The 24,775-nt window shown below is 53.1% G+C and carries 23 protein-coding genes; all 23 read right to left on the bottom strand.

Going from position 1 to position 24,775, the window contains the following annotated elements; genetic code table 11:
- Positions 1-8 precede the first annotated feature (8 nt).
- The 23 genes from pabC to KP806_RS25285 all read right to left on the bottom strand — a co-directional run bounded on the left by pabC (position 9) and on the right by KP806_RS25285 (position 24,732).
- Positions 9-914, bottom strand: coding sequence for an aminodeoxychorismate lyase (gene pabC / locus KP806_RS25395; protein WP_224726553.1), 906 nt, complete (start codon positions 912-914; stop codon positions 9-11).
- On the bottom strand, positions 911-1,492 hold the full coding sequence (pabA, locus tag KP806_RS25390; protein WP_224726552.1) for an aminodeoxychorismate/anthranilate synthase component II: 582 nt from the start codon (positions 1,490-1,492) through the stop codon (positions 911-913). The genes pabC and pabA overlap by 4 nt, the downstream gene beginning before the upstream one ends.
- Positions 1,489-3,093: an anthranilate synthase component I family protein gene (locus tag KP806_RS25385; protein WP_224726551.1), complete on the bottom strand. Its 1,605-nt coding sequence runs from the start codon at positions 3,091-3,093 to the stop codon at positions 1,489-1,491. The genes pabA and KP806_RS25385 overlap by 4 nt, the downstream gene beginning before the upstream one ends.
- Before the next feature lie 114 nt (positions 3,094-3,207).
- On the bottom strand, positions 3,208-4,146 hold the full coding sequence (gene cysK, locus KP806_RS25380; protein WP_224726550.1) for a cysteine synthase A: 939 nt from the start codon (positions 4,144-4,146) through the stop codon (positions 3,208-3,210).
- A gap of 139 nt (positions 4,147-4,285) precedes the next feature.
- The gene (locus KP806_RS25375; protein ID WP_224726549.1) at positions 4,286-5,242 is read right to left on the bottom strand and encodes a peptidylprolyl isomerase; all 957 of its coding nucleotides are present in this window, start codon (positions 5,240-5,242) and stop codon (positions 4,286-4,288) included.
- A 17-nt stretch (positions 5,243-5,259) separates the two neighbouring features.
- The gene (gene hslO / locus KP806_RS25370; protein WP_224726548.1) at positions 5,260-6,165 is read right to left on the bottom strand and encodes an Hsp33 family molecular chaperone HslO; all 906 of its coding nucleotides are present in this window, start codon (positions 6,163-6,165) and stop codon (positions 5,260-5,262) included.
- Positions 6,165-6,938, bottom strand: coding sequence for a type III pantothenate kinase (locus KP806_RS25365; RefSeq protein WP_224726547.1), 774 nt, complete (start codon positions 6,936-6,938; stop codon positions 6,165-6,167). The genes hslO and KP806_RS25365 overlap by 1 nt, the downstream gene beginning before the upstream one ends.
- The gene (nadC, locus tag KP806_RS25360) at positions 6,935-7,819 is read right to left on the bottom strand and encodes a carboxylating nicotinate-nucleotide diphosphorylase (RefSeq protein WP_224726546.1); all 885 of its coding nucleotides are present in this window, start codon (positions 7,817-7,819) and stop codon (positions 6,935-6,937) included. The genes KP806_RS25365 and nadC overlap by 4 nt, the downstream gene beginning before the upstream one ends.
- Complete coding sequence (gene nadB, locus KP806_RS25355; RefSeq protein WP_224726545.1) at positions 7,812-9,425, bottom strand: L-aspartate oxidase; 1,614 nt, start codon at positions 9,423-9,425, stop codon at positions 7,812-7,814. Before nadB ends, nadC begins: the two co-directional genes overlap by 8 nt.
- An 82-nt stretch (positions 9,426-9,507) precedes the next feature.
- Positions 9,508-10,446: a quinolinate synthase NadA gene (gene nadA / locus KP806_RS25350; protein ID WP_224726544.1), complete on the bottom strand. Its 939-nt coding sequence runs from the start codon at positions 10,444-10,446 to the stop codon at positions 9,508-9,510.
- 305 nt (positions 10,447-10,751) lie between these two features.
- Positions 10,752-12,761 carry an ATP-dependent zinc metalloprotease FtsH gene (ftsH, locus tag KP806_RS25345; RefSeq protein WP_224726543.1) on the bottom strand — a complete coding sequence of 670 codons (2,010 nt, stop codon included), beginning with the start codon at positions 12,759-12,761 and terminating at the stop codon, positions 10,752-10,754.
- Between the two features lie 97 nt (positions 12,762-12,858).
- Entirely contained in the window at positions 12,859-13,398 is a 540-nt protein-coding gene (gene hpt, locus KP806_RS25340; RefSeq protein ID WP_224726542.1) for a hypoxanthine phosphoribosyltransferase, read from the bottom strand.
- Positions 13,399-13,449: 51 nt separating this feature from the next.
- Positions 13,450-14,862, bottom strand: coding sequence for a tRNA lysidine(34) synthetase TilS (tilS, locus tag KP806_RS25335; RefSeq protein ID WP_224726541.1), 1,413 nt, complete (start codon positions 14,860-14,862; stop codon positions 13,450-13,452).
- 39 nt (positions 14,863-14,901) lie between these two features.
- Positions 14,902-15,825 carry a protein kinase domain-containing protein gene (locus KP806_RS25330; protein ID WP_224726540.1) on the bottom strand — a complete coding sequence of 308 codons (924 nt, stop codon included), beginning with the start codon at positions 15,823-15,825 and terminating at the stop codon, positions 14,902-14,904.
- The gene (locus tag KP806_RS25325; protein ID WP_224726539.1) at positions 15,809-16,534 is read right to left on the bottom strand and encodes a vWA domain-containing protein; all 726 of its coding nucleotides are present in this window, start codon (positions 16,532-16,534) and stop codon (positions 15,809-15,811) included. The genes KP806_RS25330 and KP806_RS25325 overlap by 17 nt, the downstream gene beginning before the upstream one ends.
- A gap of 695 nt (positions 16,535-17,229) precedes the next feature.
- A complete protein-coding gene (gene spoIIE / locus KP806_RS25320; RefSeq protein WP_224726562.1) occupies positions 17,230-19,662 on the bottom strand; it encodes a stage II sporulation protein E in 2,433 nt (810 codons plus the stop codon).
- Positions 19,663-20,143: 481 nt separating this feature from the next.
- The gene (locus tag KP806_RS25315) at positions 20,144-20,647 is read right to left on the bottom strand and encodes a S1 domain-containing RNA-binding protein (protein ID WP_224726538.1); all 504 of its coding nucleotides are present in this window, start codon (positions 20,645-20,647) and stop codon (positions 20,144-20,146) included.
- Between the two features lie 148 nt (positions 20,648-20,795).
- Positions 20,796-21,107, bottom strand: coding sequence for an FtsB family cell division protein (locus KP806_RS25310; RefSeq protein WP_224726537.1), 312 nt, complete (start codon positions 21,105-21,107; stop codon positions 20,796-20,798).
- An 8-nt stretch (positions 21,108-21,115) separates the two neighbouring features.
- Complete coding sequence (gene yabQ / locus KP806_RS25305; protein ID WP_224726536.1) at positions 21,116-21,724, bottom strand: spore cortex biosynthesis protein YabQ; 609 nt, start codon at positions 21,722-21,724, stop codon at positions 21,116-21,118.
- Entirely contained in the window at positions 21,721-22,008 is a 288-nt protein-coding gene (gene yabP, locus KP806_RS25300; RefSeq protein ID WP_224726535.1) for a sporulation protein YabP, read from the bottom strand. Before yabP ends, yabQ begins: the two co-directional genes overlap by 4 nt.
- 492 nt (positions 22,009-22,500) lie before the next feature.
- On the bottom strand, positions 22,501-22,791 hold the full coding sequence (locus KP806_RS25295; protein WP_224726534.1) for an RNA-binding S4 domain-containing protein: 291 nt from the start codon (positions 22,789-22,791) through the stop codon (positions 22,501-22,503).
- A gap of 3 nt (positions 22,792-22,794) precedes the next feature.
- Positions 22,795-23,067 (bottom strand): HU family DNA-binding protein, encoded by a 273-nt coding sequence (locus tag KP806_RS25290; protein ID WP_137186792.1) that lies wholly within the window; start codon positions 23,065-23,067, stop codon positions 22,795-22,797.
- 183 nt (positions 23,068-23,250) lie between these two features.
- Entirely contained in the window at positions 23,251-24,732 is a 1,482-nt protein-coding gene (locus KP806_RS25285) for a bifunctional methyltransferase/pyrophosphohydrolase YabN (protein ID WP_224726533.1), read from the bottom strand.
- Positions 24,733-24,775 lie beyond the last annotated feature (43 nt).

Raw genomic sequence — 24,775 nt, 5'->3', positions numbered from 1 at the left:
CCGCCCGTCTATGCCGAACCGCCCATGCTGCTTTCTTCTATGACGTTCCAGGCGGATTCGCGGTACATCGACAATAATCGCTTCGTCATGACTCCCGCTTCCCCGTCTCCTACTTTGACGCTGCCCCCGTCCGGCTCAGAAAGCTCCGTAACCGGCACGAGCTCCTGGATCGAATTAGTCAGCCAAATTTCGTCCGCTTCCAGCAGCTGCTCCCAGACGAACAGACCTTCGCGTAATTCGAAGCCCGCTTCCCTTCCGAGCTCTATCACCCGGCCCCGGGTAATACCCGGCAATATTCCCGTTTGAATGGACGGCGTATGGATGACGCCATCCTTCGCAAAAAATAAATTGCTTACGATCCCTTCGGCCAGCCAGCCTTCACCGCTGAGCATCAGTCCCTCGGCACCGGGCGAAGCCGTTCCGGCCAGCAGCTCCCTCTTCGCAATAATATTGTTCATATAGTGCAAAGACTTGAAGCGGATCTCCCCTTCCGGCGTATTCCGCCGCGTCCGCAGCAGACGGAGCTCCTTGCCCGGGAGCTTGTCCATAAGATGGAGCGGCGGCAGCTCCTTCACCAATACAAGCTCATTCGGACGGTTGTAGTCCCCTGCCGGAAGCCCCAGACCCGCTTCCCCGGCGCTGACGGTCAGCCTTACATAGCCGTCCTCAAGCGTATTCGCGGATAACAGCTCCTTCAACAGTCCCGTCAGCCTATCGCGTTCGAATGAATACCGGATCCCCAGCTGGTCGCAGCCGTTCAGCAGCCGGTTCATATGCCTGTCCAGCAAATACGGCCGCCCATTGTAGGTTCGAAACGTTTCGAACAAGCCGAGACCGTACAAAAAACCGTGATCGTATACTGAGATCACGGCTTCGTTGGCATCCACGACGGTGCCGTTAAGCCCGACTTTCATCGCGCCGCGCCCGTCCGGTTTTGCAGAAAATTACGAAGCATCGTCAGGCCATGCTCCGTTATAATGGATTCCGGGTGGAATTGCACCCCTTCAATGGCATATTCCTTATGACGCAGGCCCATAATTTCGCCTTCTGCCGTTTCTGCCGTAACTTCCAGGCAATCAGGCAGCGTCTCGCGGCGGACAATAAGCGAGTGGTAGCGAGTAGCGGTAAAAGGAGAAGGCATGCCTTCGAATATCGATTTACCGTTATGATGAATTTCAGAGGTTTTGCCATGCATAAGCTTCTCTGCGCGCACAACCTCTCCGCCGAATGCTTGTCCGATCGATTGATGACCGAGGCAGACGCCGAAAATCGGGATTTTGCCTTTAAAATGGTCAATTAACGACAGACTAATGCCTGCTTCATTAGGCGAGCATGGGCCCGGCGAAATCAGAATGTGGTCGGGCGCAAGCGCCTCAATGCCCGCCAAATCGATCTCATCGTTGCGTTTTACAACGATTTCCTCGCCAAGCTCCCCCAAATATTGCACCAAATTGTACGTAAAAGAATCGTAGTTGTCGATAACGAGTATCATCGTGACTTTCCCCCTTTGTCCGGTTCCGCTATCCGGCCGCCTTCAGCAAATTGCTCACTGTACTGTATGGCTTTCCATAGCGCCTTCGCTTTATTAAGAGATTCCTTGTATTCCCGTTCCGGGTCGGAGTCGATCACAATGCCTGCTCCGGCTTGGATATGAACGACGCCGTCCTGTACCGCCATTGTTCTGATAATAATATTAAATTCCATATCGCCGTTATAGTCAATCCATCCCAGCGACCCGGTATACGGGCCCCTGCGGACCGGCTCAAGCTCCTCGATAATTTCCATCGTGCGGATCTTCGGGGCTCCGGTAATCGTCCCGCCTGGGAAAGTTGCGGCGATCGCATCGTATGCATCCTTTCCTTCGGCAATCTGTCCCTCCACCTGAGAGACCAGATGCATCACATGCGAATACCGTTCAATCACCATCAGCTCTTCGACCTTTACCGTCCCGTAGGCGGATATGCGTCCAAGATCGTTCCTCTCCAAATCCACCAGCATGATATGCTCCGCCCGCTCCTTCTCGCTCGACAGAAGCTCCTCCGCAAACCGGAGATCCTCTTCCTCGGTGCGGCCGCGTCTTCTCGTGCCCGCAATCGGTCTTGTAGCCAGCTTGCTTCCGCCAAGCTCGACCAGCAGCTCGGGAGAGGCCGATACCAGCTGAAAATCCGGGCAGCGAAGGAAGCCCATATACGGCGACGGATTGAACAAACGAAGCCACTCGTAGAGCTCCTCCGGAGACGCAGCCGCCGGGCGGCTTTGCCTGACCGACAAATTCACCTGAAAGACGTCTCCTTGGCCGATATACCGCTGGATTTTCCTAACCGCCTCCATATAAGCTTCCTTTGTAAAAGGAATCGATAACCCCGGCAAGGCTTCCACGTCGATATTCAGCAGATCCTCCTCTGTCAGTCGCAAGCGCGCAGCACGTTTCTCTGTAGCCCGTTCCTGCGCCTCGCCGGCGGCAAACCAGGTCAGCCAATAATCGCTGAGTCCCTCCGCTCTAGACAAAGCCCGTTCATACGCAGCCGACAGCTCCGCATCATCCGCTTCCAGATCGACAGGTGCATGGACGACGACAAACACCTTGCTCTGCAGATGATCGATAATCCACAGCTCGTTCATGCGCATAAACAAATAGTCCGGTATATTCAGGTCATCGGTTGCAATCTCCGGCAGCCGTTCGATCGTCCTAGCCACGTCATAGCCCCAGAAGCCTACGCACCCGCCTAGCCACTTCGGACCATTCTCCAGTCTCGGCCCCCGGTATCCGCCCATCCACTGCCGTACGACCTCAAGCGGCTTCCCTTTCCAATGCCTCTTGTTTTGGTACTCCAGCGACTCGTAGTGAACCGACTCCGCTTCAAGCCCTTTCCCTCTTATGATGGCCTCCGGATGGATGCCAAGATACGTGTACCTGCCATCCTTCCCGCTCTCCAGCACGAAGGCATGCGGCGAAGCGTCCTGCCATACCTCTTCCCACGAAATAACGCCCGATCTTTCCTCCAGCCGGAAGGGCAGCTCCTTCAAGACAGGAAGCGTCGTATATTTGCGTTCGGCGTGCCACCGAATCCACTGCTCCAAGGCGGTGACCATCACCTTCAACCCCCGATCGCTTGACTTATTTTGCTCAGTATACAGAATAGCAAGACAAAAAGAAAGCCTCCCACTCCGAAGAATGAAAGGCTTTCCGATCCAAAGCTGCAAAAATTAGTTTTCGAAGTTGAACAAAGGCGTGGAAAGGTAACGTTCGCCGTTACTAGCTACTACAGCGATAACGCGTTTGCCTGCTCCGAGCTCCTTCGCCACTTGCAATGCTGCATAGATCGAAGCGCCTGAAGAAATACCGCAAAGGATGCCTTCTTCTTTGGCTGCGCGGCGCGCGTATTCGAACGCGTCCTCGTTCTCGATCGTAATAACGCCGTCATAGATCTCACGGTTCAAAATATCAGGCACGAAGTTGGCGCCGATGCCTTGGATTTTGTGAGGGCCTGGCTTGCCTCCGGAGAGGATCGGCGAAGCCGCAGGCTCAACCGCATAGATTTTGATGCCTTCAAAGTTTTGCTTAAGCACTTCGCCGGCTCCGGAAATCGTACCGCCTGTACCGATACCCGCAACGAATGCGTCCAGCTTGCCGTCAAGCGAGTTGATCGCTTCGACGATTTCAGGGCCGGTCGTTTCACGGTGGATTTTCACGTTTGCCTGGTTCTTGAACTGTTGTGGCAGGAAGTAAGAAGGATTCTCAGCCGCCAGCTCTTCCGCTTTGCGTACCGCACCGTTCATGCCTTCAGACCCGGGAGTCAGAATCAGCTCTGCGCCGTAAGCGCGAAGCAGGTTGCGGCGCTCAAGGCTCATCGTCTCAGGCATAACGAGAATCGCTTTGTAGCCTTTGGCAGCCGCTACAAGAGCGAGACCGATACCTGTGTTGCCGCTCGTAGGCTCAATAATCGTGCCGCCCGGCTTGATCAGACCTTGCTTCTCAGCTTCGTTGATCATGCTGATCGCGATACGGTCCTTAACGCTTGCACCCGGATTCTGGTATTCAAGCTTCACATAAACTTCTGCACTGCCTTCAGGCACAAGACGATTTAAACGAACAAGCGGAGTATCTCCAATAAGATCTAATACACTATTAACGATTTTGGCCATGGAAATGAAATCCTCCTTATTCCGACTAATTCAGTTGGTTTTTGACTATCTACATCTTAACAATGTCTTGCATCCGTTGTCAATAGCCACTTTCTGCAGGTTTGGAAATGGTTTCAAAAGCCCAATCGTCCATTCAACGCTAATTGTATTTAACCGCTTCATATTTGGCAAGAAGCGATTCCTCCAGCGAAGCAAGCGATTCCGCTCGTTCGAGAGCAAGCTGCTTGCGGACGGTATCGTAAAGCCGTTCGCCGCTCAAGGCGGCAGTCGTCTGCCTCTCGACCAGCCTGATTACTGCGAATCCTCCGTCCACCTCGAACGGTCCGGCCATTTCCGCAATTTGCAGTCGACTCGCCGTTTCCAGCATCTCTTCATCGTAAAACGGGTCGTCATCGTCAATTAGCCCCAGATCCCCGCCCACATCAGCAGTGAAAGCGTCGATAGAGTAAGTTCTCGCCAGCAATGCAAAATCTTCCCCTTCGCTCAGCTTTTGCAGCACGGAGTTTGCCTCTTGCTCCGATTCCGTCAATATCCACTGCAAATGCAGCTGCTGGCGGGGGTCGAATTCCTCCCGATGCCCGTCAATGTAGCTCTGCACTTCTTCGTCGGTTACGACTACGCTCTTGACCGCAATTTTCTCCAGCAGCAGCCTGTAGTTCAGCTCCGCGAGCACCTGCTCTTTCGTCATGCCGAGCTGCTCCCGCATCACTTCGAAATACTGAGATTCGCTGTCATAGCCTTGAACAAGCTGCTGCAGCTCGTCTTCAAGCTCCTCAGGCGAAACGGACAGCCCCGCCGCCGCGGCTTCCAAATCGATGGCTTTATGGACCATCAAGGTCCGCAATACAGCATCGCCGTACTGCTTGTAAAGCTGGCTTTCCAATTCGGCCGATGTGATAGATGTGCCGCCTACCCGTGCTATTTCCTTATTTCCGGACGGTCCCGCCTCTTCCCCGCTGCCTGCATTCGTGCCCGCCGCGTTATCGGGCCACTCAGGACCTTCCGGCCATACCTTTACTACAACCATTACCGTTAAAACGACCATACATACGGCTTGAAGGATGACAACCGCCCTCAGCACCTCGTATTTCCTCATTGCCTCAATGCCTCCGATTATTGGATCGGCTTCGGCTTCGCTTGAGCGAGCAGCAGCTCCAGCTGCGGTCGTTCAAATGTATACGCTTCGTTGCAAAATTGACAAACGACTTCGGCTTTTCCGTCTTCTTCAATAATTTGTTTCAGCTCATGCTCCCCGATGCTGATGAGCGTTTTCTCGACGCGCTCGACGGAGCAGACGCATTTAAAGCTTAATTCCATCTTATCGTGAATTTGCAAATCGTTCTCGCCTACAATCAAGCTTAAAATCTCCTCCGGCGAATGTCCCTGCTCAAGCAATGCCGTAACCGTCGGCATCTCTCCGATTGTCTGCTCCAATCTGGAAATTTCTTGATCCGTCAACCCCGGCAGCAGCTGGACAATGAAGCCTCCCGCATGCAGAACGGAATTGTCGGTATCCACCAGAACGCCAAGCCCTACAGCCGACGGAGTTTGCTCTGAAACGGCGAAGTAATAAGTAAAATCCTCACCCAGCTCGCCCGAAATAATCGGGACGCTTCCGCGGTATGGCTCCTTGAGTCCCAAATCCTTAATAATATGGAGATGCCCGCTGCGGCCGACCGCGCCCGCCACGTCCAGCTTGCCCTTCGCATTGCTGGCCAAATGAACGTGAGGATGATCGACGTAGCCCCGCACCTCGCCTTCAGCATTCGCATCGACGACGATTTGTCCGATCGGGCCGTCGCCTTTCACTTGAATCGTCAGCTTTTCTTTCCCCTTCAGCATAGCGCCCATAATCGCACCAGCCGTCAGAGTACGCCCAAACGCCGCCGTAGCAGTAGGATATGTGCCATGACGCTGACGGAGCTCCTCCACGAGCCTGGTAGTTCGCGCCGCGAACACGCGAATTTTGCCGCCCCATGCCGTGCCTCGAACCAGTATGTCCTTCAGCTCATTATCCATTACATTCCCTCCTGGTTACGTTCATATATAATTCTAAGGCCGTCGAGCGTAAGAAGCGGATCCACCTCTTCTATCGTTTCCGATTCCGATGCGATTAACTCCGCTAAGCCTCCTGTTGCAACAACCTTCGGATTTACGCCGAATTCGTTTTGGATCCGTCTGACAATACCGTCTACCTGGCCGGCATATCCGAAAATAATACCCGCCTGCATCGAAGTAATCGGATTGCGCCCGATTACGCTTTTGGGCTTAGCCAGCTCGATGCGGGGCAGCTTCGCGGCGCGCTGGTATAGCGCCTCCGTGGAAATGCCGATTCCCGGCACGATGGCTCCGCCCAAATAGTTTCCGCCTTCATCTATGTAATCGAACGTAGTCGCCGTTCCGAAGTCAACCACGATGAGAGGCGTCCCGTACTTCACGATTCCGGCAACGGAATTGACGATCCGGTCCGCTCCGACATCCCGCGGGTTCTCGTAGCGGATGTTAAGGCCGGTTTTGACGCCCGGCCCGACGACAAGCGGCGTTTTGCGCAAATATTTTAAACACAGCTGCTCGAGCGTCCTCATAAGCGGGGGAACGACCGAGGAAATGATTACGCCTTCCATTTGCTCCAGCTTAACGCCTGCATATTGAAACAGATTATGAATATTAATACCGTATTCATCCACGGTAGCCGAACGGTTCGTGCTCAGACGCCAGTGATGCAGCAAATTCTTTCCTTTATATACGCCAAGTACGATATTCGTATTCCCGACATCGATGACGAGGATCACAACAACTCGCCGCCCTTCTTCTCATTGAGATCGAGGCTGATGTCCAGCGCGTGGAAGGAGTAGGTCAGTCCGCCTACGGAAATCACGTCAACGCCGCATGCCGCGATAACGCGGACCGTCTCAAGCGTAACTCCGCCCGATGCCTCGACGATCACATGAGGCGCAGCCGACTTGATCCTGGCCACCGCTTCCTTCATCATGGCAGCCGCCATATTATCCAGCATAATAATGTCCGCTTTGCTGGCAAGCGCCTCATCGACCTGCTCCAGCGATTCGGTCTCCACCTCGATTTTCATCGTATGCGGAATTTTGCTTCTGGCCGCTTCGACAGCCGCCCCGATGCTTCCGGAGCCTTTAATATGGTTATCCTTGATCATCACGGCATCGTACAAGCCAAATCTGTGATTGGCGCCTCCGCCGACACGAACCGCATACTTCTCAAGCAGTCGGTGTCCCGGCGTCGTTTTCCTCGTATCCACGAGGCGGACCGGAAGCCCTTCCAGCGCGTTCACGAAAGCCCGAGTCTTCGTGGCTATACCGGACAACCGCTGCATTAAATTCAGCGCCAGCCGCTCCCCGGTCAGCAGGCTGTGCGTGCTGCCTTCAACTACGGCGAGCACCGTTCCTTTTTCGACTTTGTCACCGTCCGCAACCTTTGCTTCGAATACTAACGACGGATCGACGACATCAAAAACAAGCTTAGCGACCGGAAGGCCCGCAATGATGCCGTTCTCTTTCACATGAATAACGGCTTTTGAATGCGAATCCCTCGGTATGGTCGTTTCCGTCGTGATGTCTCCGCTTCCGATATCTTCAGCGAGCCAGCCCCGAATTTGTTCGCGCACTATCGCATCATATCCGCCTGCCGTCCATTCAAACATCCTCTATCCGCTCCTCTGTCAGTCCATGCAAACGGTGCAGCACTGTATGTTTTCTCCACATTAAATCGTCGCGTGCCGGGAAATCTTCCCGGTAATGGGCGCCGCGGCTTTCCTCGCGCTGCAGCGCGGATTCCGTCGTCAATAAGGCGCAGGTCAGCAAATTCGCGAATTCGTAATCCTCGCGCTCCGTCAAAATCGACTGAAAAATCGGCAGCTGCCGTTTTAGCTCCTCGAGCCCTTTTGTCAGTCCTCTCGCATCGCGGCGAAGACCGACGTAACGGACCATGATCTTCTGAAGCTTAAGCCTCCGCTCCACGACCGCCTGAATCGGCGTCGTTTCCCGCTCGTTTTCCTTCACGATCGCCGGTTCCACCGTCAGCTCAGGCAGCTCATTGATTCTCTTGACGATGCGTCTTCCGAATACGATCGCTTCCGACAAGGAGTTGCTGGCCAGCCTGTTGGCGCCGTGAACGCCGGTCGACGAAACTTCCCCGCAGGCAAACAGACGTTTGATGTTCGTTTCGCCGTTCAGGTCGGTTTTTACCCCGCCCATCATATAATGCATCGCCGGAGCGACTGGTATCCAATCCGTCGTCAGGTCCAATCCGTATCTCAAGCAGTATTCATAAATCGTCGGAAAACGGTGCTTTACCATATCTGCCGACTCATGCGTAATGTCGATATAGACGAATGTAGATTTCGTCTCCTCCATTTCGCTGACGATCGCGCGCGCGACGACGTCACGAGGCGCCAGCTCAAGCTGCTCATGGTAACGCTCCATGAACCTTTCGCCCTTAATGTTGCGCAGCACCGCACCTTCGCCGCGAACCGCTTCCGAAATAAGAAAGCGCGGCGCACCCGGATAGCATAAGGAAGTAGGATGGAACTGAATAAATTCTACATCCTGGATGTAAGCTCCTGCCCTGTAGGCCATTGCGATTCCGTCGCCGGTCGCGACTTCAGGATTGGTCGTATAACGGTAAAGCTGCCCGGCACCGCCGGAGCTCAATATCGTCGCTTTACCTTTGACGAACACCCTTTGTCCACCGGGACGCTGCACGATGGCGCCGCAGCATTCCCCGTCCTGCGTGACAAGATCGATGACAAAATGATCGTCCCATACCTCAATTTTCGGATTGGCTACCGCATTCTCGGACAAGGCACGGACGATCTCGTATCCGGTCGCGTCGCCGTTGGCATGCAAAATCCGGCGCTGACTGTGCGCTCCTTCCTTCGTAAGCGCAAACTCGCCGTTCTCTAGATCGAACTGGGTACCCATTTGAATGAGGCTGCGTACGCCTCGCGGACCTTCATGCACAAGGACATCGACAGCTTCATGCGAGCAAAGGCCGGCCCCGGCAATAAGAGTGTCCTGTCTGTGGTATGCAGGGGAATCCTCATCGGAAATAACGGCGGCAATGCCGCCCTGCGCATAACGGGTATTGCTGTCCAGCAGCGATTTCTTTGTGATCATTAAAACCGAATTGGTCTCGCTTGACCTTATAGCGGTAAAAAGACCGGCAATGCCGGCCCCGATTACGATGACGTCTTTTTCAATAACCGGCAGCTCGTCCAGCTGCACATCAACTAAATATCTGGGAATCATCGCGGCTCCTCCAAGTGTAAACGGCAATTTCTACGTCAAGTGTCTTTGTCGTGCATTTTCCAAGTACAGGAAGCAGCGCATGCTACTTCACGAGTAGCATGCGCTCCAGGGACAAGCGGGCTTGTTCAGCTACATGGGGCGGTACATAAATTTGCGGCTGCATCGTTTCCAGGCATTTCACGAGCTTCTTCAAATTGTTGACCTTCATGTTCGGACAAACCAAATATTTCGATGCAAAATGGAACGTCTTATCCGGGCTGTCCAGACGCAGCTGATAGCCTGTGCCATCCTCCGTGCCTACGATAAACTCCTGGCAATCCGATTCCTTGCAGTATTTAATGATTGCAGTCGTGCTTCCCACGAAATCGCCCAGCTCTACAACCTCCGGACGGCATTCCGGGTGAACGACAAACTGTGCATTCGGGTATTTCGCTTTCATCTCTTCTACATCTTTAACGGTCAGCATGTCGTGAGTGTTGCAGTAGCCTTCCCAAATAATCATTTTCTTGTCGGTGTTCTGCTGTACGTAGTGGCCCAGATTTTTGTCCGGTACCCAAATCACTTCGTCGCCCTCCACCGAATTGACAACCTTCACCGCATTCGCCGATGTACAGCAAATATCGGTTTCCGCCTTAATTTCCGCCGACGAGTTAATATACGTAACAACGGTCGCGTTCGGATGCTGAGCCTTCAGCTTTCGCAAGCCGTCGACGTTGACCATATCGGCCATTGGGCAGCCCGCACGCTCGTCCGGAATAATAACCGTCTTGTTCGGCGCCAAAATTTTTGCGCTTTCGCCCATAAAATGAACGCCGCAAAAAACGATGACATCGGCGTCCGTTTGTGCCGCCTTCTGGGCAAGCAGGAAGGAGTCGCCACGGAAATCGGCTACCTCTTGAATTTCATCTCGTTGGTAATAATGCGCTAAAATGATGGCGTTGCGCTCTTTCTTCAACTGTAACAACCGTTCACGCAGCTCACGGTTCTGCTCCGCTTTGCGTTCCAGTGCCAGTGCTTCCACAGGTAATCCTCTCCTCTTATGAGGGATGGGCGATGAACCCATTCCGATTTGCGGTAAGCTCGACTTTGTGAATTGATGCACAAACTTAGAAAGCCGCTTACCTATAGTTTAAACCAAAAGGGAAAAATTCATTTGATTAAGATTTAATTTACACTTGGTAGATGATACTGTCAATGTATTAAACACCTTTTTACGGATCCAACTGAAAAAAAATTCAAGCGCCAACACTCCGGATTGCTGTAAAACCAAAAACCGCCTGAGAGCATGCTCTCAAGCGGTTCCTATTTTGCATCTATCTTCGTTTCTTAGCTTTGTTCGGAGTTCGGATCTGATGCCGTATTATCGCGCTTCTCCAGGACAGGGCCCTTCGGCTCCTCCGGATCGCGGGTTTGGATACGCACCTTCACGTCTCCTACCGTCTCGACAATCGGCTCGGATGGCGTTTCAGCCGCCGCACCGTTCGTTGAGCCGGAATCGCTATCCGACTTCGCCTGCCCGCTCTCGATCAGGCTCTTGATCTGATCCATTTCGAGCGTTTCTTGCAAAAGCAGCGTCTGAGCGATCAAATGCATTTCCTTGCTCTTCTCCGTAAGAAGCGTCTTCGCACGGTCATAGCAGGAAGTGATGATGCTTTGCATCTCCTGGTCAATTTCATATGCGATCGCATCCGAATAATTCTGTTCGTGGCCGATGTCGCGGCCCAGGAACACCTGTCCTTGCGAGCTGCCGAATTGCATCGGTCCAAGCTTATCGCTCATACCGTATTCCATAATCATGCTGCGAGCGATGCCCGTAGCCTGCTTGAAGTCGCTGTAAGCGCCGGTGCCGATTTCTCCGATGTACAGTTCTTCCGCCACACGGCCTGCCAGCAATCCCGTAATTTTGTCGAGGAGCTCCTGCTTGGTCACAAGCAAGCGGTCTTCCTTCGGAAGCATAATGACGTATCCGCCTGCGCGGCCGCGCGGAATAATCGTAACCTTGTGTACCATGTCCGCGTGCTCGAGGAAGAAGCCCGCAATCGTATGACCGGCTTCGTGGTAAGCGACGATCCGCTTCTCGCGGTCGCTTACGACGCGGCTCTTCTTCTCGGTACCGACGATGACGCGATCGATCGCATCATCCACCTCAACCATGGCAATGTCTTTCTTATTGCGGCGGGCGGCAAGCAATGCCGCTTCGTTCAACAGGTTCTCCAGATCCGCACCGCTAAAGCCGGTCGTCCGCTTGGCAATAACGTCAAGCTTAACGTCCTTCGAGAGAGGTTTGTTGCGGGCATGAACCTTCAGCACCGCTTCACGGCCTTTCACATCCGGACGGTCAACCGTAATCTGACGGTCGAAACGGCCCGGACGCAGAAGCGCCGGGTCCAGAATATCCGGACGGTTCGTTGCCGCAATAATGATAATGCCTTCATTGGCGCCGAAGCCGTCCATCTCTACCAGCAACTGGTTAAGCGTTTGCTCGCGCTCGTCATGCCCGCCTCCGAGTCCGGCGCCGCGCTGACGGCCTACTGCGTCGATCTCGTCAATGAAGATAATACAAGGAGCATTCTTCTTCGCATTCTCGAACAAATCGCGCACGCGCGATGCGCCGACGCCGACGAACATTTCGACGAAATCGGAGCCGGAAATGCTGAAGAACGGTACGCCCGCTTCACCCGCAACCGCACGGGCAAGCAATGTTTTACCTGTACCTGGAGGACCTACAAGCAGTACGCCTTTCGGAATACGCGCGCCTACCAGATTAAATTTACGCGGATCCTTTAAGAAATCAACGACCTCAACGAGCTCCTGCTTCTCCTCGTCTGCGCCCGCGACGTCCTCAAAGGTAACCCGTTTCTTCTCTTCGTTGTAAAGCCGGGCTTTGCTCTTGCCAAAGTTCATCACTTTGCCGCCGCCGCCCTGAGCTTGATTCATAAGGAAGAAGAACAGGACGAAAATGATGACGAACGGTATGATGGATGTAAGGAACGTGAGCCAAATGCTTGGCTGCTTCATTTCCTCTACGCTTAATGCAAAACCAAACTCTTCCGACCAATCCCGCATCTGCGCTTCCGCGCTGACGCCTACTCTCGAAGTAAACTGATCGGTTTCCGCGTCTGCAGGCTTGTTGTTATATTTACCTGTAACGTTATACGTTTGATTTTCGTACCTGAGGCTTATTTCCTTAACGTTGCCGGATTCAATCGCAGCACGAAGCTCATCGTACCGCAACGCAACGTTTGTGTCATTTTGGCTGCTGATAAATTGAAAAATCCCAACGGTCACCAAAAAGATAATTAAATAAAAACCTGTATTACGGATGATCCGATTCATCCCCAACCTCCTCTCAGACGCTTAAAATATTTTACCATAGCATGACTTTCCATAACAATAGAGGTATACGGAGAGGGCATGTACGGGTGAATCGCTGTTATTTTTCATATACCTGCGGCTTCAAAATACCGATATATGGAAGGTTCCGGTATTTCTCCGCGTAATCGAGGCCGTAGCCGACAACAAACTCGTCCGGCAGCGTAAAGCCGGTGTAATCCGCCTGCAGGTCGACCGTACGCCGGGCAGGCTTGTCGAACAAGGTGACGACCGTCACCGTTTTCGCGTTGCGGCGCTCCAACACGTCGATCAAATAACTGAGCGTCAGCCCGCTATCGATAATATCCTCGACGATCAGAACGTCGCGCCCTTCCACGGTAGCATCCAAGTCCTTGATGATCTTGACGACCCCGGAGGATTTGGTGGACTGGCCGTAGCTGGACACCGCCATAAAATCGATCTCGAGCGGCACTGTTATTTCCTTAACCAGATCAGCCATAAAAATAAATGCGCCTTTAAGCACACAAATTACGAGCGGGTTGCGTCCGCTAAAATCCTCGCTTAGCGTCGCTCCGAGCTCCTTCACCTTCTCGCGAATCTGCTCTTCGCTGTACAGCACTTCCTGGATATCGTTCTGCAAAGTAGAAATCCCCCTACGCCTTAACTATGTTTATGAGTGTACCAGTGCTTCTTATTCGCCAAGCGCCTTGATGAATAATACGTCTTTCGTATGCGGATCGGTCAGTGCATGACTCGACCTTCGAATGCCCGGAATCCAGAGCAGGCGCCCTTCTGCATCGAACAAGAGAGGATACCGGTGCCGGATAGGCGGAGCAATCTTCTCGTCAACGAACATATCTTGCACTTTTTTCGATCCATTTAATCCTAAAACATGAATTCTGTCGCCCGGCCTCCGATTTCTGACCACAAGCGGATAGGCCAGCCGGGCTGCATCAAAGCATGCTTCGTATCTGGATGCCGGGCGTTTAAGCTCCCCGTCTGCAAGCCAGTCGAATTCGAAAGTCCAACAGCTGCCGGCGATGCTTAAGCTGCCCTGCTCCCTGTCTACTTTATAGGAATATTCGATCTTTTCGTCCGAATCGGCCTGATGGATCCGATGCCACCTAAGCAGGTCATATTCGCGCGTGCAGCGAACCGACGCCCCGGCATCCATCCGCCAGTTACCCGGCATATGGGCCGCGGCCGCAAGCCGCATCGTTTCGATCTGATCGAAGGATATCTTTTCCGTTTCAGTAGAAAGATAACTTAATATTAGTTTAATCAATCTCCTTTGTAAAGCGACATGGAGACCGCTCAGATCGTCGCAGCGCACAGTGCATTCATCGGGGGATTTCCTTACCAGCTGCGCGAACAAATCCAACGTCTGCCGCTCCATCCACTCGTCCTCGGCGCCCGCCACATCGGCTAGCCGCTGCAGGGAGTGGGAGAGCTGCGGATTGTACTTCGACAAGAAAGGTAAAATATCAAGCCGGATCGTATTCCGGAAATAATAGCGCTCCTTGTTGCTGCTATCCGTGCAAAAAGGAATATCGTAAGCTTCACAGTAACGCAGGAGGTCTGACTTCTTCATACGCAGCAGAGGCCGGATAAGTTCCACGTTTTTTTCGGTTCTTTTGCTCAGCATTCCCGCAAGTCCGGTTAAGCCCGTCCCCCGAATGATGCGCATGAGTACGGTTTCCGCCTGATCGTCTGCGTGATGCGCCAGTGCAATGCGGGAGGCTCCATGCTTCCGCACTATTTCATGAAGAAAGGCATACCGTTTCTCCCTTGCCGCCGCCTGGCTGTTCAATCGCGTTTCTTCTATATAAGAGGGCAGGTCCAAAATAATGGTCTCGCACGGAACGTTCAGCCGCTGCGCGTATGCCCGAACGACCTCCAGCTCTTGCGCCGACTCTTCCACGCGAAAACCGTGATTCACATGAGCCGCAATGAGCGATATTTTCCCTTCCCGCGCAAGGGCTGCCAGCATATGCAGCATCGCCATAGAATCCGGACCGCCCGAAACGGCGGCAACAATACGATCTCCAGCTTCCCAGAGCCCCCGTTCGGCTCCTTCTCTCTCCAATTCATGCAGCAAATCCATATGTATCCTCACCTTCGTTTCGCTTGCAAGCCCGACCGCTTACAGCACGTTCCGGAGCAGCCAATAAACAGAGGTGGCTAGAAGAACAGCCGAACCGGCAGCCAGACCCTTCAACCAGCGCGGCATCGAGGACGGTCTGTGCGTATCCTTCCTGTGCAGCAGCAGTCTCCACGATAAAGCCGCATCGGAACCGTCCCGGAACTGGCCGTCCAACGCTCTGCGGAGCCATCCCGAAAGCGGCCTGAGTGCGGGACTGGCCCCCACGATTTCCATCAAATCGGCGGACGACCGATTCTGGGGCAGCAGCTCCGCTGTCAACTGGTGCAGACGCTTCGGTTCGTGGAGCTGAATGCAAAGCACGGCAAAGGAGAAAATGTCGTAGCCCGGATCGGCGGAGCGAGGCCCGCAATTCCAGTAGCCCCGGTCATAGATTTCCGTAAACTGGCGAATGCTCTTGCCGTTTGCCGTAACGCCGCCATAGTCGACCAATTCGACATGGCCGTAATCGGCGACAAGCACATTTTCCACCTTCAAATCCCCGAACACCCAGCCCGCTTCATGAAGCTTGGACAGCTTGTTCAGTAGGTTCAGGCCGACTAACGGGAACCATTCCGGGCCCTGCTGCTTCAAATATTCGGCCAGCCGCAAGCCGCGCACGTACCTCATAATATAAAACGGATATTTTTTTCCGTCCGGCGCGTACATGTCGTCTACGTCATACAAATAAGCTTCCTGCCCCTGCTTTCTTTGCTTGGCCAGAGTCTGCAGCACATTGATCTCCGACTGCAGATCGATGGCGTCAAAGCCGATTTTCATCGCATACCAGCTGCGGTCTCTCTGTACGAGATATACTTTACCGTTTGCTCCTTCGCCAAGCAACCTTTCGACCCGATATATTCCCTGCTTCCATTTGCCGGTCACTACCGCGCCCCGGCGAAGCTCGGCTCTAAACGACGTAGCCACTCATCATCCCATCCGTTTCGTCTCTACTATGTCTACCATAATCGCCCTGACGGTAAAAATCAATCACATGCATGATCGCCGGCCCCGTCGGTGTCGTACCGCCCATCTGCAGCTTCGGAAAAATCGCCTGGACCCCGTTCAAATGACTCGTCCAGTTCAGGTCCATTACGCAATCATCGCCGTTTCTCGTACCGGGAAAATGAAAGACGGCAATCTCGCTTTTCCCTTGTCTGGCCTGCAGGCTGAGCATCAGATCGCGGATTGCCTCTTCTACCGCCGCCAGCTTCGGCTTCATGCTGGCGCTCGCGTCAATGAGCAGCGCTACCTTGAGTCCCGACGTTTCGCCGAGCTCGTCGATCACCCGAACGACCTCGCCGCGCTTCTCCGGCGGCAGAGCCTCAATCGAGCCGTCTCCAAGCACCTGCTTCAGCTCCTTCTGTACCGCCAGCTGAATCGTCTGTACAACCGTTTTGCGCGTCATCATCTGCACCGTTTGCGAAAGCTGCCGCATATTCACCAGCCGGCTCAGCCCTCCTCCGGCGCGGGCAATTTCATCGATTTCAGCGGCTCCAAGCTCGCCTACGTCGCCATGATCGAGCACGCCGACTACATTCACCGATATGCCCTCCGAGCTCGCATGCGCCGCCGCCACCACCGGACTTAATCCTACGTTGGAGCAGCCGTCCGTTATTAACAATATTTGTTTCATAATTGATTACCCTCCTAAAGTGTTTGGTTAACAAATATAGATACCAAAATGTATGAGTGACAAACACTACTTCGTAAGCAAAGGCTTCGTGTTTGGTTAACAAATATAGATACCAAAACGTATGAGTGACAAACACGGCTTCGCCAGCCCAGATCCGGCACCAGCCTTTCTATCAGCTTTGCCTATTTTAGGAGAGTTAAAACCAAAAAACGAATGAAAGTGGAAAGGAACCGCCAACTTCCAAGGGATTTTCCAAGACTCGTGCCCGGTTCAGATGTATTTTGTACACCAGAATCTCTATTGAAGCGTCATCCCGAGTATTCTACTGCATTTTTTACACCAGATTTAGAGACTAGAAAGGTGTTGGAGGCAAAAGAAGACGAACCTGGCATCTCAGCTGCAAAAACTACAGCACAGCCAGCTTTTAACCGAAATTATCCCACTCTCCAATGTAAAAAGTACATTCCAGCATAGAAGCAACCAATCAGACCACCCCATCTATGTACTTGTGAAACTTATACTTCCTGCATCTTAAAAAAACAAAAAGAGCCCGAATGCCCGTCGGCCGCGCGCTGGCCGAAAGAGGCAATAAGGCTCCGTATAAACAGATGATACCCGGTCTATTTCGTAAACTCCTCCTTTATCCGTCATCCAAAACCGCCACAAGCTTCGTCATCCCAGTCACGTCACTCTCCTCAGCTCACCGTCCTTGGGCGCTCCATGCGCGACACTCCCGGAAAGCGGAACGACGCCCACTCCGGCAAATGTTTGTCGATTCGCGCAACCAGAACCGTCATATCGTCGACGATCTCTCCGTTATGGTGACGGACCACCTTCTCGAGCAGCGCATCGGCCATCTCTTGAGGGTCCTCCGTCTCCAGCTCGGCGATCATTCTTTTCATCCACAGCTCCTTGTTCACCGCATGTCCAGGCGCATCATAGATGCCGTCGCTCATCATGACAAGCGTATCGCCGGACTGCATCTGCATAGACACGAAGTCTACGTCGATATCCTGCAAAATACCGATCGGCAAGTTGTTTGCCGTCACCGGAATGACGTCGTTCCCCCTTTTAATATAGCTCGGCGTCGAGCCGATCTTCAAAAATGTCGTTTGAGCCGTATATAAATCGACGATCGCCAAATCGACCGTAGCGAATATCTCATCCGAGGAGCGGAGCAGCAGCACCGAATTGACGGACTTTACCGCAAGCTTCTCGTCCATGCCCGATTGCAGCAGCTGCTGCAAAATCGACAGGGCGGCGCTGCTCTCCTGACGGGCCCGTTCGCCGTTGCCCATTCCGTCGCTGATCGCAACCGCGAATTTCCCGTTTCCGATATCGACCATGCTGAAGCTGTCGCCCGACAGCAAGTCTCCCCCTTTGGCTGCCCCGGCGACGCCCGTCTCTACCTCATACTGCTTGGCCGAGCTGAACGCAACAAGCGCCGGCTCCCCTTGCTTCGCAGGAGGATGCTCCGATTTTACCGCAATATGCTCTCCTAAAATATCGCTTAGCAGCGGCGCGATAATTTTCCGGCATTCATCAAATCCTTTCTCAAAAGTGTGGTAAAGCTCAATCTCGACGTTCCCCTCCTCCAAGCTTACGATATCAATCCCTTGTATCGATAAACCGAGCCCTTCCACCGCCTCTCTGATTTGTTCTTCCTGCAAATGCAGCGTCTGCCCCTCTCTTTTAATTTCTTTGGCCAAATCCTCCATAACCTGCGACACTCCGTTCAGCTGGTCCGCAACCAGCTGGCGGGAATCGAATATTTGCTTTTTCCAGTGCATATTATTCTGGTACAGCTCGTACTGCTGGCGCATATCCAGCAGCACCTGCGACGATTTCACGCAGTGAGCCGACCAGGCGCGGGGAATCTCCTTCCCTGCGGGCACGCGGTCCTCCTCCACCGCCGTCATCATTTCGGTCATCATATTGTACGTATGAAAAAACTTATCCTCCCAGCAGGCTTTTTGCCGGTGGCAGCTAACGCAGCTGCGCTCCGCAACGGCATTCATGAAATGGTTGATCTCATCCTCCTTGTTCCTGGCGGCTGCCGCCGTTCCGTTTAGTTGCCCAAAGCTTCGAGATAGCTGCTGAAACACCTCCGAATATTGCGAGACGCGTTCGGCCGTAACCTCGCGAACCCGCTTGGCGTATTCATGCTGCGACTTCGCGTGTTCGTTCGTGCCCGGCACATAACGCGAAATCGTGCGGATCATACTGCGAGGCGTCAGCATGAGCAAAGTTGCGGCCGCAACCGACTCCCAGGTCGAGCTCATCACATCAGCCTGACTGCCTACATATATGGATAAAATCGACGTTCCAAGCAGCATTCCGAACGCGGCGGCCATTTTGCCGCCTTCACGCAGCAATCCGGCAAGCAGTCCGGCAAAAGCAAGCAAGCTCATTTGCACGACTGCCCCGAAATCCGCCAAGCTCAGAATTAAGCCTGCAACAACGCCGACGGAAGCGCCAAGCGGTGCGCCGCCTGCCAGAGCAAACAGCAGCAGCATGTAACGCGACATAATATGCTCGGCCGACATATCGTAAACGACCCAGCCGACAGCACCCGTCATGACGGAAGCCAGCAGAATCATCAGGCAAATGATTTCCTCGTTTTTGAGCGAGGCCGATTTTTTTGTCACCGTGAGTATAGGAATCGCTTGAATGAATACAAGCGTTAACACGAAGCCAAGCGCCGCTTCCACGACGACAAGCATGAAATTATACCAGCTGAGCTCGTCCCCGATAAACACGCTGAACATCTGGACAAGCAGTGCAGACGCGAACACAAGAATCGGCGCCGACTGCAGCTCCGCTTTTTCGTATGCCTCCAGTCCCTTCAGGAACAGGAAAAGCACCGCGATTTCCATCGCAATCCACATCGGGGCGGGATCCGCCGCCAGCCAGCTGCCGGCAACGAGCGAAATGGCCACCCAAGGATAAATATCTCTTCTCAGGAAGTAGATCACCGCGAAATAAGCGATGGCAAATGGCATAAGCGATTCGAGGATAACCGCCCTGCCAAGCAAGAACGCTATACCGACCAATAGAAAAGCCCATTTTTTCGCTGTAATCGCTTGAATGAAGCGGCGTGCTGCAATCCATTCCCGCCCTTTCCGCATTGCCGACTGGAATATATTCGCCCGCTTAACACCGGGAATCGTACCTGCGCTATCCTTATCCACTTACCGACACCACCCATCCGAAAGTATTGTGTTCCCCATTATAGGAGGTCGTCCGTATAAAGTTTGTCAGTTAAAGGAGCTTGTCAAAAAGTTTTTTCCGACAAAAAGAATTGGCCGCGCAGTCATTGTCAGCAAACCGCCAAACATACGTCCCGTATAGGATTGAACGTTCTGATGGAAATGCGCCTTCAGCTTCGTCCGACAGGAACAGTCATTTTGAAAGCGCTTTTTTGTTGGCGAATGGACGTAGGAACCTGTCGGGAATGATGGAGGTTGGGGGAAAAGTTTTTGGACGAAGGAGGAATAAAACGCAATACGACAAGACACTGGGAAGCTGAGCAGCCCGATTCCAAGGCATAAACAGCAAAAAAGCAGAGCCGAATCGGCCCTGCCTTGTTATTCATAAAAAGTTGATTGCTTATACCCGCTTGGCTCCGCGTCCTCCGCGTTTGCCCTCCGTATTCTTCTTCAGAGAGGAGATGCGCTCTTCGCTGTCTTTCAGGAAACGTGACATTTTATCCTCGAATGACGGTTTGCCGTAGGCTGGTCTGCCAGACGATTGTTTGTTGAAGGGACGTCCGCCACCGCCACCGCCTCCGCGGTTGAAACGTTCTCCGCCGCCAGCACCTCCAGCGCTTCCGCCGCCGTGACGCTCGCGTGATTGTGGCGCGGGTTGACCTTCAGGCCGGTCAATGGCTTGCTTAATGGAAAGTCCGATCTTACCGTCTTTGTCCACGTTGATCACTTTAACCTTCACGACATCGTCGATCTTAAGGTGATCCTTCACGTCCTTGACGTAGTTATCAGCGATTTCCGAAATGTGAACTAGACCCGTGACACCTCCCGACAAGTCGACAAATGCCCCGAAATGCGTAATGCCCGTCACTTTTCCTTCTAACTTAGCGCCCACTTCAATTGCCATAAAATAAAATGTTCCTCCCTAAAAGTTATGCGAAGCAAAACCGACTGTATAAGCTTAAACCGATAGTTTTGCGAAACCGCTATTAACGTGATTATAACCGAACCGCCAAAGGAAGGTCAACAGACGATCACCCGATTTAAAGCCCGATTTAATCACTGAAAATTTGCTTTTCGCCCTTCTTGACCATACCATGATCCTTAGTCGCAAGCTGTTCGATATATTCCGGGTCGTTCAACCGTTCAATCTGCCGTTTAAGCTCTTCGCTATCTTTCGCTGCCGCGCTGATCTGGCCTTGTATGGCCTCCAGCTTTGCACTCGTCGTATCCTTAAGCTGCATCTGACCAAAGACCGTATAACCCGCCCAGCCCATAAATAGCACGATGAACATCATCCACAGTTTAAACCGGCGCTTCGTGCCCGCATTCCCTGTCTTCTTGTTCTTGTTAACTTTCGCTGCCATGAGCGGTGTTACCTCCTAAACCATCTGCCCCATAACCGGGAGATTAGTCGTCCAATATTGGCGAGTTTCTCCTTCAGCTGCCATTTGGCCCAGTAAGGCGCCAGCCACCTTCCGATCGGACGGAGTGCGGGCCTGACCATCCAAACAAATAAACGCCAAAAAGGACGAACCAATTGTAGCACAATTTTGTAAATGAAAATAGTGATTGCAGACCCAATTCCGAACATTAAAATAATGAGTTTATAGAGCAGCACGATCGGCTTGACGATGAGGATATCGAGACATTTCAGCACGAAGGAAATCAGCTTGCGCACGGCTTTAATAAGCCATTTGACTATGGAAATGACCAGCCTGCTGAACAGCCAGTAATAGAGCAGCACCCCGAAAGCCAGTCCAACAAAAACGTACGCCCGCATCTCGCCGTTGTTGCTGGCGTACAGCACCCTGAAGACGGCCAGCGCCGCTGCCATCCAGTACACGACATCGAGCACCGGCAGCCACCAGCGCGGGAACTTCAGCTCATTCGATACGACGCGGTAGCCGTCGAATACCGTTCCCATGCCGAGGCCTGACAGCAGCATAACTGCCATCGTCATCCACTGCATGCTTAACGTCACTTAAACAGCTTCCCGAATAAGCCTTTGGATTTCGATGCGTTCTGGGTGCCGTCCAAATAGGCGAGGGAATGGACCAGCCCTTCGATCGATACAAGCCCTTGCTCCAGGCTCAAATGCTTCATGTGCAGGTTTTGCCCTTTAACCGTTAAGACACCCAGCTCCGTCTCCAGCAGAAACTCTTCGCTGTCGAAGCTCTCCACCTTCAAAACGCCGGTAAGCTCAAGCAGCCTTCGGTTCGTCATTCTGACTTCCTGCCGCTTTTGTCCTTTGCTTTGGTCAACCATCGACTCGTCCCCCGTCTCCTGATTTAAGACTAGCTTATGGGGACGGGAAAACAATTAGAACCGGTTTTTGCACCGGCCTGTATGAGGCTGCCTCTGCCTAACAGCCTCAAGGTATTTAAACGGGCCGGGTTTGTTTGAAACAAAGGCCGGGTGGGTAATCTGGAAAACAGCGCACCCTCTCGTCCGCTTCGCACTGCGTACTGTTCATAAATGGATTCAGTGTATTTAAATCTATCGATTCTGCGAATTGGCAATAATAGCTGGATTTTGTGTAGCTAAATCTCCCAATATCCCTATGTTACGAGGGCAGTTCCTTTTTTAGATACAAAAAAACCAGTTATTTTCCCCCATTGCCGGTTCTTGATCAAAAATAACTGCAGCAATTCCAGTTACGCTAATCGGAAGCAGCAGAGGCAATGCAGAAGCCTTGGGGCACGGTCTTGCTAGTAAAAAAGCCGCCTGCAGAATCGGTGTCTACAGACGGCTTTCGCTTTAATTCTTTTGCTGCCAATCGAGATCGTTGTCCCGCTGGCGCTGTTCTTCCTTGATCAAGGTATACAGCTCTCCGGCTTCATCCTTACGGGTCGTTTCCGCGATGCGCTCGACGCGTACGGTTACGATCTTCTGGCCGTACTGGATTTGGAGCTCGTCCCCCGGCTTTACGGAGCTGCTGGCTTTCGCCTCGCGGCCGTTGATCCATACGCGCCCCTGCTCGGATACATCCTTCGCAACGGTGCGGCGTTTGATCAGCCGGGATACCTTGAGAAACTTATCCAGACGCATGAATTACTGGATCGCTTCTTTCAGCTTGTTGCCCGCTTTGAATGCAGGAACCTTAGCTTCCGAAATTTCGATCGGAGCGCCGGTTTGCGGGTTGCGGCCCGTGCGTCCTGCGCGTTTGCGAGTTTCGAAAGTACCGAAGCCGATCAGTTGTACTTTGTCGCCGCTTGCAAGAGCATCTGTTACTTCGCCCAAAAATCCGTTAAGTACAGCTTCTACGTCACGCTTAGTCAAGCCGCTTTTTTCTGCGATGTTGTTGATCAGGTCTGTTTTGTTCATGATAAAATCCTCCTATTGTTCAGATAACCTATTCGTGGTCGACGCCTTGAAGCGCCGCCGTGGTTGGAAATTCTTACTCGCATGAGGAATAGTTATTCTGCCTCTAAGTAAAAAAATCCTGCCGCTGCTTGAAATTTTTTTGCGAATCGTGCGGAATGAAGGCGATTTGTGCCGAAACAAGAGCTAGGATTGATGCTTGGCCTCTTCCCACCATCGATCCATTTCTGTTAAATCAGTCTGGTCAAAATTTTTGCCGCTTATACGAAGCTGCTCCTCAATATACAAGAAACGGCTGCGGAATTTTTTGTTCGTGCGGGTCAGCGCTTCCTCCGGATCGGCCTGGATGAACCTCGAAGCGTTTACGACGGCGAATAAAAGATCGCCCAGCTCGGAAGCCTGCTGCTCCCGTTCACCGCAGGAGATCGCTTCGCGGAGCTCGGTGAGCTCTTCCTCGATTTTGTCCAGCACCGGTCCGATCTCATTCCAGTCAAAGCCGACTTTGGCCGCTTTTTTCTGCAGCTTGTACGCCTTCATAAGCGCCGGAAGATCCGGCGGTATTCCGTCAAGCACGGACTTGCGATCCGCATCGGTCCCTTTGATCCGCTTCTCCTCCGCCTTCATCTGCTCCCAGTTGCCGAGCGCCTCTTCCGAATCGTTTGCGCTCAGGCTGCCGAATACATGGGGATGACGGAAAATCAGCTTTTCATTTAGCGATTGTATCACATCATAGACCGAGAATGCACCGGCCTCCTCCTCCATCTGGCTGTGCAGCATAACTTGAAGGATAACGTCGCCGAATTCCTCCTGCATCGCATCGGGGTCGTCGTTGTCGATCGCCTCGAGCGCTTCGTAGAGCTCTTCGATGAAATTTTTGCGAATGGATTGATGCGTCTGCTCCCGGTCCCATGGACAGCCTTCGGGGCTGCGCAGGATCGAGACGATCTCGTGCAAGCGGTCAAAGGTACGGTTGCGCAATGCGGCGTCCTCCGAACGGGGCACCCAGATGAGCGACAAATTGCCATAGCCGGACAAACGGTCAAGCTCGTACAACGGAACGCGCTCGATCGACTGTTCGCCCGCAACTCCGAGCGCATGGCCGACCACGACCTCGTAATCGTCCGGGTAACGCTCCATCAGCGCAAGCTTGACATCGGATGCGGTGAAGCTGTCATACACCTGGCCAATGATCGTGTGCAGCTGCGGCTGCAGCTGCGAAGGCTGCAGATCGGCCGCGTCAAGAAGGGCAAAGCCCTCGATCGGATCGATGCCGAGGCTGACGAAGGCCTGGTCGAGAAAGCTCTCCCCGCCCAGGATGATAAGCTCGATGCCCGCCTCCGGGCATTGCTCGCGAAGCAGCGACACGGTCCGCTCCGCCACCATCGGATGGCCGGGAACGGCGTACAGCAGCTGTCCTCCGGCGCCCGCTTCGGCAATCAATGCCTCGGCAATAGCCTTATACACGTCGGGAAAGGAATCGTGCTGCTCGTAAAGCGAGTCAAACGAAGTATATGCGATGCCGTTGTCATGCAGGAGGGACATCGCCGGATGCCGTGCCGTGCGGACAAAAATCCGCTCCGCGTCCTGAAGCCTCCGCCACACTCCAAGCGTTAAATGATCGGGATCGCCCGATCCCAGACCGACTACCGTTATCGACCGGTTTGTCATACCAGATCAACCTCCTTAAGGATGAATCGCTAGCGCAAACGGC

It is taken from the genome of Paenibacillus vietnamensis, from assembly GCF_020169515.1.
Taxonomy (GTDB): Bacteria; Bacillota; Bacilli; order Paenibacillales; family Paenibacillaceae; genus Pristimantibacillus; species Pristimantibacillus vietnamensis.
The sequence above is the reverse complement of the archived record's forward strand: the minus strand, read 5'-3'. Positions and strand labels throughout refer to the sequence as shown.